Annotated in this window: 6 protein-coding genes; 3 read left to right on the top strand and 3 right to left on the bottom strand. The window is 69.0% G+C overall.

Going from position 1 to position 13,776, the window contains the following annotated elements:
* Positions 1–42: 42 nt before the first annotated feature.
* Entirely contained in the window at positions 43–1,884 is a 1,842-nt protein-coding gene (locus AC3ANX_RS07135; protein WP_488336299.1) for an NPCBM/NEW2 domain-containing protein, read from the bottom strand.
* 310 nt (positions 1,885–2,194) lie between these two features.
* Between AC3ANX_RS07135 and AC3ANX_RS07130 the strand changes: the two genes are divergently transcribed.
* The 3 genes from AC3ANX_RS07130 to AC3ANX_RS07120 all read left to right on the top strand — a co-directional run bounded on the left by AC3ANX_RS07130 (position 2,195) and on the right by AC3ANX_RS07120 (position 9,213).
* Positions 2,195–5,080 (top strand): TonB-dependent receptor, encoded by a 2,886-nt coding sequence (locus AC3ANX_RS07130; RefSeq protein ID WP_488336298.1) that lies wholly within the window; start codon positions 2,195–2,197, stop codon positions 5,078–5,080.
* A gap of 155 nt (positions 5,081–5,235) precedes the next feature.
* Positions 5,236–6,507, top strand: a complete 1,272-nt coding sequence (locus AC3ANX_RS07125) for a rhamnogalacturonan acetylesterase (RefSeq protein ID WP_488336297.1) — start codon at positions 5,236–5,238, stop codon at positions 6,505–6,507.
* A 12-nt stretch (positions 6,508–6,519) separates the two neighbouring features.
* The gene (locus AC3ANX_RS07120; protein ID WP_488336296.1) at positions 6,520–9,213 is read left to right on the top strand and encodes an exo-rhamnogalacturonan lyase family protein; all 2,694 of its coding nucleotides are present in this window, start codon (positions 6,520–6,522) and stop codon (positions 9,211–9,213) included.
* A 241-nt stretch (positions 9,214–9,454) separates the two neighbouring features.
* Here AC3ANX_RS07120 and AC3ANX_RS07115 read toward each other — a convergent pair whose 3' ends face one another.
* Both AC3ANX_RS07115 and AC3ANX_RS07110 read right to left on the bottom strand, forming a co-directional pair.
* Positions 9,455–12,079: a glycosyl hydrolase gene (locus AC3ANX_RS07115; RefSeq protein ID WP_488336295.1), complete on the bottom strand. Its 2,625-nt coding sequence runs from the start codon at positions 12,077–12,079 to the stop codon at positions 9,455–9,457.
* Positions 12,080–12,319: 240 nt separating this feature from the next.
* Complete coding sequence (locus AC3ANX_RS07110) at positions 12,320–13,681, bottom strand: MATE family efflux transporter (RefSeq protein WP_488336294.1); 1,362 nt, start codon at positions 13,679–13,681, stop codon at positions 12,320–12,322.
* Positions 13,682–13,776: the final 95 nt, after the last annotated feature.

Genomic DNA, 13,776 nt, shown 5'->3' with positions numbered 1-13,776 from the left:
GATCGCAACAAGGAAAGCGAGCCCCTGCCCGCTACGCGGCGTTCAGCGGTGCAGGCCAGCATCGCCCCAGCCGATCATCGGCGGCCTGCCCGCGCCTGCACCCGCGACGGCGACGAGCTCGACCACCGCCGCGCCCGTCACGTCGGCGGTGATCGCGCGCGGCGGCTGCGCGGGCGCGACCGTCGCCTCCGCCACCAGCTTGCGATCGGCATAGACGCGGAAGCGCACCGGCGCGCCACCGCCCAGCACCAGCGGGGTGGCGACGAAGCGGCGGAAGCCGCGATCCGCGCGCACTTCCAGCCGCGAGTTGGCGAACAGCCCGAGGCCGTGCGCAAACCTGCGCCCCTGTGCCGCCAGCGGCGAGCCATCCGGCGCGACGCCGATCCGGGCGGGGAACTGGCCCATCGCCAGCGCGGTCGCGTGGGTCAGGCCATCGGCGGCGACGTTGACGCGTGCCGGGTTCTGGTCGAGCAGCATCGCGTGTGGGTCGTCGGGTGTGCCGCGCACGCGCAGCAGCACCGCGCCATGCGCGGGCAGCGTCGCGGTAATCGCATCGCTTGCGGCCGGGCGGTCGGCGCGCGCCCATACGTCGCGCACCTGCGCGCGGCTGCCCGGCGCGAAGCCGAGCTGCGCCCAGTCGACCCGCGCCGTGACAGGCGTCGCGCCGCGGTTGAACAGCGCGACCGCACGCTCGCCGCTGCCCGCCAGCGTGCGGACCACCACCATCGCCTCGCCGCTGCGATAGGGCACGCCCTGGTTGCCCGCCGCATCCTGGTCGATCGCGATCACCTCCGGGTTGCCGACCATGTCGATCAACGCGGGCGCGGCGCCCCGCAGATCGAAGCCGAGCAGCAACGGCGCGGCGGTGATCGCCCACATCGTCACATGCGTGCGCGCCTCGACCGGGTGGTTCGCGTCGAAATCGCCGTGGCCGACCGCGAGCATGTCGGGGTCGTTCCAATGGCCCGGCCCGGCGTACAGCGCGCCGTCGACCACGCTGTCGAGGTTGCGCAGCATGCTCGCCCAGGTAAACTCGATATCGGGGCTGGTGCGCCACAGATTGCCGTGCGCATGCCCCCACAAAGGCGACAGCGCCTCGCCCCAGGCGCAGATCGAGAAGGTCGCCGCATCGCCGCCCCAGTGCCGGATCGCCGCGCCCAAGGTCGCGTAGAGTTTCTCCACCGCCGCGGGGTCGGATTTGGGGATGTCACCGCGCACGATCAGCGGGGCGAAGGGCTGGTACTTGCCCGAGGTGACGGGCGGATCGGCGGGCGTGTAATCGGCGACGCCACATGCGTCGATCTTGACGTAATCGAACTTCCACTCGGCGAAGGTGGTGCGCATGTCCTGCTCGGCATGGCCGAAGCTGCCGACCTGCCGCTCCGCCACGGTGCCTTCGGGCAGGTTCGGGCTGTCCGCGTCCCAGCGCTGCGCGCAGGTGTTGCGACCGATATCGGTGTAGAGCCCCGCCTTGAGCCCGAGGCCGTGGAGGAAGCTGGTGAACGGCACGAACGATCCGGTGTCGCTGCCCGCCACCTTGCTGGAGGGGAACATGCTGTCGCGGATGCGCAGCCGCCCGTCGGGGAGGCGGCGCAGCGCCCAGCCGTCGTCGATGTTGACGTACGCATAGCCCTTCGCGGCAAGCCCGGTCGAGACCAGCGCCTGTGCGGAGGCGCGGACCTTTGCCTCATCCACATCGGTGCGGAACGCGTTCCACGGGTTCCAGCCCATCGGCGGGGTCTGCGCGGCGCTGCCGGTTTGGACAGCGAATCGTCCGGTGGGTGCGAGCGGATCGACCTCGGCATGCGCGGGCAGCGCGACGGTGGCGGCGCACAGCGCGAAAGTGGCAAAAGCGGCGCGGTTTTTCGACGGTTTTCGCGGCATTTTCGCGCTGTTTCCTGTCCGAATCGAGGGCAAATATGGGGTGAATGCAGGCTGGACGAGCATGATTCGCACAGGCGACGCTATCAGCCCGCATCGAAATAGGCTATAAAACGAAGCCGGTCCCGTGGACGAGTAGCACCTTCGCACGTCCGCTCCAACTGCGGCGTTTGCGCAACGCTGCGGCTGCGACCGATAAGTTTCGTTTTAAAGCGTTTGACAACTTTGTTTCGTGCGAGGTAGCAAAGCGCAACAAAGCGATCGTCGAGCATCGTAACGCTGACGAGCGTGTCGCCAACAGGGAGGACGAAACATGGGCAACGCGAAAACGTGGCGTACTGTCATTTGCACGGGCATCAGCCTGACCGCGCTGATCGCGGGATCGCAGGCGGTCGCGCAGACCGAGCAGCAAGGGCCGGTCGCCGGCGCGCCGACCGACCAGACCAACCTCGGCTCCACCATCCAGTCCGGCCCGGGCGCGAGCGGTGATGCCACCACCGCGACCGGCGATGCCGCCGGCGGCGACATCGTCGTGCGCGGCGTGCGCGGCAGCCTGTTGCGTTCGATCGACACCAAGCGCGACGCTTCCACCATCGTCGATGCGATCTCGGCGGAAGAGCTCGGCAAGTTCCCCAACCGCAACGTGGCGGAGGCGCTGTCCAACATTCCGGGCGTGACGGTCGGCCGCGACGGTCGCGGCGAAGGCCGCAGCGTGACGGTGCGCGGATTGGGCGAGAATTTCGCGCTGACCACCTTGAACGGCCGCGTGCTGCCGACCGACGGGCCCGACCGTTCGTTCGCGTTCGACGTGCTGCCCTCCGAAGTCATCTCCGGCGCGGAGATCCAGAAGGCGGCGCAGGCCTCGCAGCTCGAAGGCAGCATCGGCGGCAATATCGACCTGCGCACCGCGCGCCCGTTCGATCACCCCGGCTTCCACGCAGCGGGCTCGCTCGAAGGGCAGTACAACCAGTTCGCGGAAAAAGGCGGCATCAAGGCGTCGGGCGTGGTCAGCACCACCTTCGCGAACGGCACGATGGGCTTCCTGCTGTCGGGCACGTACAACAAGTACAAGTTCCGCACCGACAACCTCGGCGAATATTCCAGCAACGACATCTACGACATCGTGACCGGCCCCGGCGGCCAGCGCAGCGTCGTCAACGCGCCCGATGGCGGCGGCGTGATCGAGCCGTATTTCTACAGCGTCGGCTATGTGGTCGGCGAGCGGCAGCGTTGGGGCGGGTCGACCGCCTACCAGTGGAAGCCCTCCGACCGGTTCGAGCTGCGCGTCGACGGCATCTACAGCAACTATACCGATACCGAGCACAACCACCGCGTCTCGGTCGGGCTGACGCCGTTCGATAACGATGGAAACGTGCGCTACGATCTCAACAACGTCCAGATCGACAAGAACAAGGTCCTCACCAACTACACCGTCAACGACGCGACGATCGACGTGCTGTCGACCGACGAGCCGCGCAATTCGGTGACGTACCAGCTTGGCGGGCATATCGACTGGAAGGCAACCGACCGGCTGAAGGTCGCCGCCGACGTGTCCTACGGCAAGGCGACCAACAACACCGGCGGGCAGAACCGCTTCGTGGTGGCCGGCATTCCGGGCTCGCGCGCGCAGGTCGCGACCCGCGACAACGGCCTGCCCGACCTGATCCTGACGATCCCCAATGCCGACGGCACGATCACCAACCGCACGCTCGACCAGGCGGGCAACCAGGATCTGCGCGTCCATTATATCGGCATCCAGGGCAGCAACATCGCCGACCGCAGCACCAGCGCCAAGCTCGATCTGCTGTACGAGGCGGACAACGGCCTGCTGCGCTCGATCGCGTTCGGCGGCGCCTATACCGACCGCAAGAAGACCGTCGACGTGATCGACAACCAATATACCACCGCCAACAATTTCGGCGGCTATCCCTTCGCCTTCTCGGCGATCGGCGCCAACGTGGTGCAGGCGCCCGAGTTCACCAACATCCTGCCCAACCTGTCGGGCAACTTCCCCCGGTCGATCCCGGCGTTCGACATCGACACCTATCTGTCGTCGCTGTCGAAGGCGGAGAACAACTCGAACGTCATCAACCCCAACACCGGCCAGCCCTATCCGACCGGCTATGCCACGCAGCAGATCGTGCCCGATCAGCTCGCCTCCTATGCGATCACCGAGAAGACGTGGAACGCCTATGCGCAGATCAACGTCGGCGGGGACCGGTGGAAAGGCGATTTCGGCCTGCGCTACGTCAACACCACCGTCGATTCGCTCGGCTATGGTGCGAGCGTGCGCAGCTATGTCGTGGTCGGCGTGGGCACCGCCAACGTCGTGTTCAACCCGATCGCGCCGATCACCGGCGGCGGCAGCTACCAGCGGCTGCTCCCGTCCGCGAATTTCTCCTACGATATCGCCGACGGTTTCCGCGTGCGCCTCGCCGCATCGCAGGCGATTTCGCGGCCGACCTTCGGGCAGTTGTCGGCGGCCAAGGATTATTCGGCGGCACAGTCGAACACGCCGGTGGTGACGGACGCGGGCAATCCCAACCTCAAGCCGGTTTCGGCCGATCAGGCCGACATCTCGCTCGAATATTATCCCAACCGCCGCATCGCGCTGACCTTGGCGGGCTTCTACAAGCATCTCACCAACTTCGTGACGACGCGCGCGGTGGCGTTCAATCTTGTGCCGACCAACCAGGTCGCAGGCGCCCCGGCGAGCTTCCCCTTCACCGAGCTTACCTATGTCAACGGCGACAGCGCCAAGGTCTATGGTGTCGAGGTCGGCGGGCAGTATTTCTTCGACAACGGGCTCGGCTTCCAGGCGAACGCGACCTACAACCATTCGCGCGCGATGACCGAAGGCAAGGTGACGACCGATCTTCAGGACGCGGTGCCGTTCTCGGCCAACGCCAAGATCTTCTACGAGAAGCACGGCATCAACGCATCGGTATCGTACCAGTATCAGTCGAGCTTCACCTCGTCGCAGTACAGCTACATCAACACGCTGGCGATCAAGCAGCGGCCCTATCATGAACTGGCGAGCAGCATCTCCTACGACATCCTGCCGCAACTGACGGTGTACGTGCAGGGTTCCAACCTGCTCGACTCCGCGACGCAGCGTTATTCGACCTACAGCAACGTGCCGGCCTTCTACGAATATACCGGCCGTGCGTTCTTCTTCGGGGTGCGCGCGCGGATCTGATCCCGCGCGCGATCACCGGCTCGCTTGACGCCGCTCGGCCACGCTGGCCGGGCGGCGTTTTGCCGTGCGCGGCGTAGGAAATCGTTGCAATTGGTGGGACCGTAGATCATTATTTGAAAACACAGGCGGGGATCGTACCTGCGATGGAGGGATGAATGCGGCACGCACGCTTCGCACTGGCCTTGGCCGCACTCGCCGCCACTCCGGCGATCGCGCAGGAACAGCGCATCGTGTTCGGCGGCCCCTCGCCCGCGCAGGTCGCGCCGGGCAGCGCGCCTGCGACGGTCAGCTTCGACGGACCCGCACCCGCCGCCGACGCCAAGGGCGTGCAAGGCACACAGCCGTTCTTCGTCTCGATCGACGAGGCGCCGGGCACGTACCGCGTGACGCTCACGCTCGGCGGTGCGCGGGCCGGTAACACCACCGTCAAGGCGGAGCTGCGCCGGCTGATGCTGACCGACATCGCGGTGCCGGCGGGGGGCAGCCGTCGCGTCAGTTTCCTCGTTAACGTACGCACGCCCGAGATCGTCGGCGGCGGCGCCGTGCGGCTGAAGGCGCCGCGCGAGAACGGCGCGGAGGCCGCCGCGTGGGACCGGCGGCTGACGCTCGAGTTCAACGGCACCAACCCGGGCGTGCGCGCGATCGAGATCGCGCCCGTCACCGTACCGACCATCTATCTGCTCGGCGACTCCACCGTGTGCGACCAGTCGGGCGAGCCCTATGCGAGCTGGGGGCAGATGCTCACCGCGATGATCGGCCCGCAGGCGGTGGTGGCGAACCATGGCGAATCGGGCGAATCGGTCGCCGCCTCGAACGATCGCGGGCGCTTCGCCAAGATCCTCGGCGAGATTCGCGCGGGCGACGTGTTCGTCGTCCAGTTCGGCCACAACGACATGAAGGACAAGGCGAAAGACCCTGAGGCCGCGCTGAAATATCGCGACGGGCTGGTGGCGTGGGCGCGCGCGGTTGAGGCCAAGGGCGCGACCGCGGTGATCGTCACCCCGATGAACCGGCACAGCTTTGAGGGCGGGCACGTCGTCAACACGCTGGAGGATTATCCCGACATGGCGCGCGCGGCGGCGAATCTGAGCGGTGCGCGGCTGATCGACCTTAATGCGCAGTCCAAGACGCTGTACGAGGCGTTCGGCGAGCAGCCCTCGCTCGCCTTGTTCAAGCACGATGCCGACGGATCGAACGCCGACACCACGCACCACAGCCCGTTCGGCGCGTGGGAACTGGCGCGGATCGTCGCCGCCGGCCTGTCGCACGATGGGCTGCCGATGGCGGGCGCGGTGAAGCCCGGCTTCCGCAGCTTCGACCCCGCGCACCCCGACGCGCTTGCCGATTTCCACGTACCGCCGAGCCCGACCAAGCTGACGATGCGCCCGCTCGGTGACGATGCCTACAAGGCCGCGCCCGCCAAATAGAAGGACTTTCCCGTGCCCTATCGACCCACCCGCCGCCGTCTGCTCGGCGATAGCGCGCTTGCCGGCGCGGGCCTGCTGCTTGCCCCCGGTTTCGCCCACGCCGCCGCGCGGACGGGCGCGCCCAGTGTGCCGCTGAAGTGGCTCGACGGCGCACCGGTGCTGCCGAGCGGGGTGGCGTGGGGCGTGCCGTGGCCGCGCGGCACGGTGCGGCGCGCGGACCGGATCACCGTGCGGAGTGGCGCGGGTGCGATCCCCGCGCAGAGCTGGCCGATGGCGTACTGGCCGGACGGATCGGTCAAATGGACCGGGCTCGCCATCGCCGCCGATCGCGATATCGGCGACCTGACCGTCGCGGTCGGGCACCAGAGCGGCCCCCGCCCCGCGACGCCGCTGACGGTCACGGAAAGCGCGGGCACGGTGGTGGTGCGCACCGGCGCGCTGACCGCGACGATCGACAAGGCGGGCAACACGCTCGTCCGGTCGCTGGTGGTCGAGGGGCGCGAGGTCGCGCGCGCGGGGCAACTGGTGGTGCTGCGCGAGGACCGGTCGCGGCAGGCGGCGGACGGCATCGTCCGCGAGGAGCGTTTCACCAGCCGCGTCACCCGCGTCACGGTCGAGCAATCCGGCCCGGTGCGCGCGGTGGTGCATATCGAGGGCACGCACGCGGGCGAAGGCGAAGGCGCGCGCGCATGGCTGCCGTTCTCGGTGCGGCTGTACTTCACCGCCGGGCTCGACGCGGTGCGGATGGTGCATTCGTTCGTGTTCGACGGCGACCAGAAGGCCGATTTCATCAAGGGGCTGGGCTTGCGCTTCGCGGTGCCGTTCCGCGAGGAGACGCAGAACCGCCACGTCCGCTTCGCCACCGACGACGATCATGTCTTCGCAGAACCGGTGCTGATGATCCCCGGCTACCGCCCCTCGGCGATGAAGGATGCCGCCGCGGGCGAGCGCGCGCAGTTGCTTGGGCACCGCGTGGCAGCACTCGCGCCATTGACCGACAAGGAGCGCGCCAACCTGCAAAGCACCGCAACCTGGGGCGACTTCAAGCTGACCCAGTTGAGCGCGGACGGATGGGACATGCACAAGCGCACCTCGCCCGAGAGCGCATGGTTGCAGGTGACGGGCGGCCAGCGTGCGGGCGGTGTCGCCTTCCTCGGCGACGTGTCGGGCGGGCTCGCGGTGGGGCTGCGCGCATTCTGGCAGAAATATCCGGCCGCGTTCGAAATCCTCGGCGCCGGCGGCGACGCGGGCACGCTGACGACATGGCTGTGGTCGCCCGATGCCACGCCGATGGACCTGCGCCATTACGACACCAAGGGCCACGGCCTCACCGTCACCTATGAGGATTACGAGGAGGGCCATGCCGATGCGTATGGCTGCGCCAACACCTCCGAGCTGATGCTGTGGGCGTGCGGCGACACGCCTGCGCCCGAGACGATCGACGCGATGCGCCGCGCCACGCACAACCCGCCGCTGCCGATCTGCGCGCCCGAACATTATCACGCCACCGAGACGCTCGGCTATTGGAGCCTGCCCGGCACGCCCGCGCCGGGGCTTGAGGCGAGCGAGATCGCCGCCGCCGACACGCAGCTCGACCGCGCCTTCGCCTTCTACGCGGGCGAGGTCGAGCGGCGGCGCTGGTACGGCTTCTGGGACTATGGCGACTATCGCCGCACCTACGATCCGATCCGCCACCAGTGGATGTACGACATCGGCGGCCACGGCTGGAACGCGACCGAGCTGATGCCCAACGTGTGGCTGTGGTTCGCTTTCCTGCGCAGCGGCCGCGCCGACATCTTCCGCGCCGCCGAGGCGATGACGCGCAACACCAACGAGGTCGACGTGCATCACATCGGCCCGTTCGCAGGGCTCGGCTCGCGTCACAACGTCAGCCATTGGGGCGACGCCAAGGAAGCGCGCATCAACGAGGCGTTCCTCAAACGGTTCTTCTACTATCTCACCACCGACGAGCGCACCGGCGATCTGCTGCGCGAACCGCTGGCGACGATGGAGGCGTCGATCGCGCGCAACCCGCCGCTGCGCAAGATCGCGCCGCGCCCCGACGTGCCGGCACCCCAGGCGTTCCTGCGCGTCGGGCCGGACTGGCTCGCGCTCGCCAGCAACTGGCTGGTCGAATGGGAGCGCACCGGCGACCCGCGCTACCGCGACTATTGCCTGACCGGCATGCGCGACATCGGCGCGATGGGCGACACGTTCCTGAAGGACGACGCCTTCGCGTTCGATCCCGCCACCAAGCACCTTCGCTCGGTCGGCGCGCCCAACCAGAAGCCGAGCCAGTTCCTGTTCCTGTTCGCGGGCGACCAGATCGCGGTCGAATTGCAGGCGCTGATCCCCTGCCCGCCATTCACGCAAGCCTGGGGCCGGCTGTGCGAGCAATTCACGCAAGGCAACCGCGCCAACTGGTATTTCGAACCGCGCATCACCGCTTATGCCGCCGACTTCACCAAGTCGGCCGAGCTGGAGGCGCGCGCGCTGAAACTGTACCGCGCGCTGCTGCACTTCGGCGAGGGCGATTACTTCCGCGCCACGCCCGAGGCTTTCGCGGGGCCGTCGACCGTGCAGGCGACCGAGGAGAACCCCGGCACCAGCACCTTCACCCCCGCCATCGCCACGCCGGAGGTGTCGCAATGGGCGCTCAACCTCATCACCATGCCGGTGTTGCTGCGGAAGTTTTCGGCGGGGTGACCTCCTTAACTGTTCCCCGACGAAGGCCGGGGTCCAGTTACAGAGCGGCGATAACGGCGTCCGCGAGCGCGGTAAATGTCGTCACCCCGGACTCGTTCCGGGGTCCGCCGTGCCACACACTCGTGCGTTGAGGATCGTTGCACCGTGGATGCCGGAACACCTCCGGCATGACGAAGGATGGTTTGCGGATGTTCGCGGCCTCGCAGCCCGTCGCCGTTGCCCGGCGAAGGCCGGGGAACACCTATGGCCGGGCGTCACCCACCAACGTCACCGGCCCGGTGAGGCCCGAAGGCTGCGGCACGATCTTGTCCTGATCCTGGTTCTCGAACCGCTCGCCATAGCGCATCGTCAGCAGCCGCAGATCGGGCCGGCCGCGTTCCGCCTCGGCGTTGAGCGCGGTGTTCATCACCGTCACCGCGATCTCGTTGTCGCCCGCCTTGAGCAGCCCCGATACATCGACCCGGTAGGGCGGCGCCCACAGCGCCCCCGCCGCGCGTCCGTTGACCGTCACCACCGCCGCCTCGCGCACCGGCGCGACGATCGCGCTGCGCGGGCGGGCGGGCTGGTCGGCCGGCTCGGTGCGCGGCGGGGTCGGGCCGAAGTCGATCGCGACGTGGCCGGACGGCACCGACGCCAGCGTCAACCGGTGGCGATAGGTCGCCGCGCCCGAGAAGGCGGCGAGATCGGGCGTGTCGCTCCACGGCGCGATCCGGGCGAGCGTGCGTAGCGGTTTGCCCGGCACGGCGAGCGTCCAGTCGCGCGACAGATCGGCGAGCGTGCGCTCGGGCGCTCGCCCCAGCGCGTCGGCGGCGGGGAGATGGTCCGCGAAGATCAGGAAGCGCGATCCGTAGGGCGCGAGGTCGATCGCGATCGCGCCGATGCCGGCGGCGGTGCGCGTCAACGTGCGCGCGTCCCACCACTGGCCGGGCTTGCCGCCGTCCTGAAAGTGCGCGCTGGTGTGGACGGGAGCGTTGCCGGTGTTGGCGACGAAATACAGGTCGCCACCCGCGATCCGCCGCCGCACGAAGCCGAGCGTCGGCGCAGGCTCGCGCAGTTGCACGTCGGGCGGCGCGAGCCCGGCGAGCGTGGCGCGCAGCGCACCGGCGGAGACGATCCGCGCATGTCCGCCCGCCGCCAGCGTGCGGCCGGTCGCGCGCACCGATGCCGTGGCGCGCGCGCCGTCGAGCAGGCCGCCGCTCGCATCCGGCAGGTGGTCGATCGCGACGACCGCGCCGCCCGCTTGCGTCCACTTCGCGATCGCGGCGAAGGCGGCGGCGTCGATCCGCGTCATCGGCGGCAGCACGAGGATGCGCGCGGTGAGATGCCCCGCCGTGATCGCCTGCGCGTCGATGAAGTCGAACCCAAAACCGGCATCGAGCACTCCGGCGATCAGGCTACCCGGCACCAGCCGCTCCATCGCGCCGTTCACCGTTGCCGTCTTGGGGCTCATCGCGGCGAAGGCATCCTCGCTCGGCAGATAGATGGCGACACGGTTGGCGGGCGTGCCCTCGCGCAGCATCGCGCTCGCCCGCGTGAGGTAGCGGGTCAGGTCGCTCATCACCGGATACCACGGATTGTGATCGTTGAGCGCGGCGGCGGCGTAGAATGCCTGCCCCGGCTCGGGCAGCGCGGGCGGGCTGTAGGGCCAGCCGTGGCCGATCAACTGGTTGATGCCTTGCAGAAAATGCCGGTCCGCCTCGATCTTCATGTCGAGCGGGGTCGCCGCGAAGGCGGGCGAGTGCAGCCACGTCCACGTCTCGGCGGAGACGACCGGGCGGCCGTAGAGGTGCGCCGCCGACGCCGCCAGCCGCGCGGTGCTGAAGTGCCGCCAGTCCGCGCCCTCGCCCTCGGGCAGCGCGACGCGCGCGTTGGAGGACAGCACCACCGGCGGGATGCCGTACACCTGCGCGCGGAAGCGGGTGCCGTGCGCCGCTGCCCAAGCCTGCGCGGGGCCGAGGTAGCGGTCGCCGACCAGCTCGGTCAGCGTGCGCGCCCAGTCGTAGCGGACCGGCGCGCCCTCGCGCGAACCGTCGAACAGTGCGGGAAGGTGATCGGCGATGTCATAGCCGCGCCGGCGGCGGAACTCGGCGGCGAAATCACCCGTCCAGCTCGACCCATAGGCTTCGAGGCTGTCGGAGAACATCGCATAGGGCGGCTGCGCCTTGGGAAAGGCGGTGAGCAACGTATCGCCGACCGCGTGGAGATAGTGCGCGACGCCCGCGCCATCCATATGGTCGAGCACGAACCCCTCGCCGCCGACCGACGCGCGCTTGACCTGCTGGCCGGTGCGCCCCGCGACGTAGAGATCGACCGTGCGCGCCGCCGCCCCGCCCAGCGCGACGCGGCCATCGGCGATGGCGAGCCGCCGCCCGCCCGCGAACGCCGCCACCGCCGCCTCGCCGGGGCCGGGTGGCGGCAGCGCGATGCTGCCTGCGCCGGGCGCAACCGGCAGCGTGACGCGCCGGATTTCGGAGGCGGCCTCCTCGATCGGCACGCTCGGGCCCCCGAACGGCCAGCCGGTGCCGACCGTCACGTCGATCCGCATCCCCTCGTACCGCGCGGTCTCGCCCGCGTGCGCGAGCCGGGCGAGGAACGGTCTGGAGAGATACGGCAGGTTGGTGGAGGTCGCGCTGTCGGGCGCGAGCGGGTAGCTCGGCTGCACTTCGAACCCGCCGAACCCGCCCGCCTTCATCGCGGCGATCTCACGGTCGATCTCGGCATCGGTCACTGCGGGGCCGAACCACCACCAGCGCACCATAGGCCGCGCATCGGCGGGCGGCGTGGCGAATCGGTCCCACACCGGATCGGCGAGCACGGGCGTGCTGCAACCGAGCAGCAGCGCCGCCGTGAGAAACCGAAACCGCATATCCGCTCCTGCCGCTATGATCCCGTCCGCGCGGGACCGATTGTCCACCGGTGGCATAGAGCAGTGGTCGGCCACGCGGAAGCAGGCGCGGCGAACAAAAAAAGAGCCGGCCCCCGAGGGGACCGGCCTTGAAAGTTTTAGGAGAGGATGCCTGAAAGGCCTGCTTCATATGCTTCGACTCGGCGTTTGCTGCAAGTGCGAACAAATACGTAGCGGATGCAAAGTTTGCATCTGGTAGCGCTACCGCACCCGCAGCGCCCAGCGCCCGACCATCAGCACCGCCACCGTCGCCAGCCCCGCCGCCAGCCCGATCCATACGCCGACGCCGCCCCAGCCGAACCAGAACGCCAGCACGATGGCGGTGCCGAGCCCGACGATCCAATAGCCTACCAGCGCGAGCAGCATCGGCACGAACGTATCGTGCAAGCCGCGCAGCATCCCCGCCCCCACCGCCTGCGCGCCATCGAAGAACTGGAACAGCGCGGCGACGAATAGGAACGACACCGCAAGGTTCGCGACGTGCAGCTCGGCCGGGCTCTGCGGCGCGAGGAACAGGCCGACCAGCTCGTGGCGCAGCGCGAGCAGGACGCTCGCGGTACACGCCATCACCACCATCGTCATGGCGAGCGCCACCCGCCCGGCGCGCGACACGCCCGCCGCATCGCCGCGCCCGAACGCCAGCCCGACCCGCACCGTCGCCGCCTGTGCGAGGCCGAGCGGGATCATGAAGCACAAAGCGGCAAGCTGGATGGCGATCGCATGGGCGGCAAGCTCGGCGGTGCCGATCAGCCCCATCAGGAACACCGCGCAGTTGAAGATCGTCACCTCCAGCCCGACCGTCACCGCGATCGGCAGGCCCAGTCGCCAGATCGCGCGGAAACGCGGCCAGTCCGCGCGCCACCACCGCCCGAACAGGTGAAAGCGGCGGAAGCGGCGCTGGCGCATCACCACCACGGCGAGCCCGACGAACATGAACAGGTTGGAGCACGCGCTGCCCAGCCCTGCCCCGAACAGGCCGAGCGGGGGCAATCCGAACCGCCCGAAGATCAGCGCGTAATTCAGCCCGGCGTTGAGCACCACCGCGATCACGCCGATCACGAACGCCCAGATCGGCGCCTCCAGCGCGGAGACGAACGCGCGCAACACGTTGTAGAAGAACAAGGGCAGCAGCCCGAACATCATCGGGCGCACCAGCCGCACCGCGTCGTGCGACAGCGCGGGGCTCTGTCCGAAGCGGAGCAGGATCGGCTCGGCCTGCCACAACGCCAGCCACATCGGCACGCAGATCGCCACCGACACCCACAAGGCCTGCCGCACGGTACGGCGCACGTCGCGCACCGCGTTGCTGCGCGTGCCGAGCGCGCGCGCGATCATCGGCGCGGCGGCGGTGACGAGCCCGCTGCCGAACATCATGCACGCGTTGACCAGATTGACGCCGAGCGACGCCGCCGCCAGCGCATGCGCCCCCGCCCAGCCGAGCAGCACCACATCCGTCGTCGCGATCAGCGCCTGAGTCAGGTTGGTCAGCACCAGCGGATAGGCGAGCGCGAGCATCGCGCGCGCTTCGCGCCACCACCCGCCGCTGTCGTCCTGTCCGGCCATGCCCGAGCGGATGAACGGCGCGGGCGCGCACGGCAAGCGTAACTTGGCCGCGCGCGAGCCGGCGCGCCGAACATCCAAATCGGATTGACATGAGA

Source organism: Sphingomonas sp. BRN-1R (assembly GCF_057748035.1).
The sequence above is the reverse complement of the archived record's forward strand: the minus strand, read 5'-3'. Positions and strand labels throughout refer to the sequence as shown.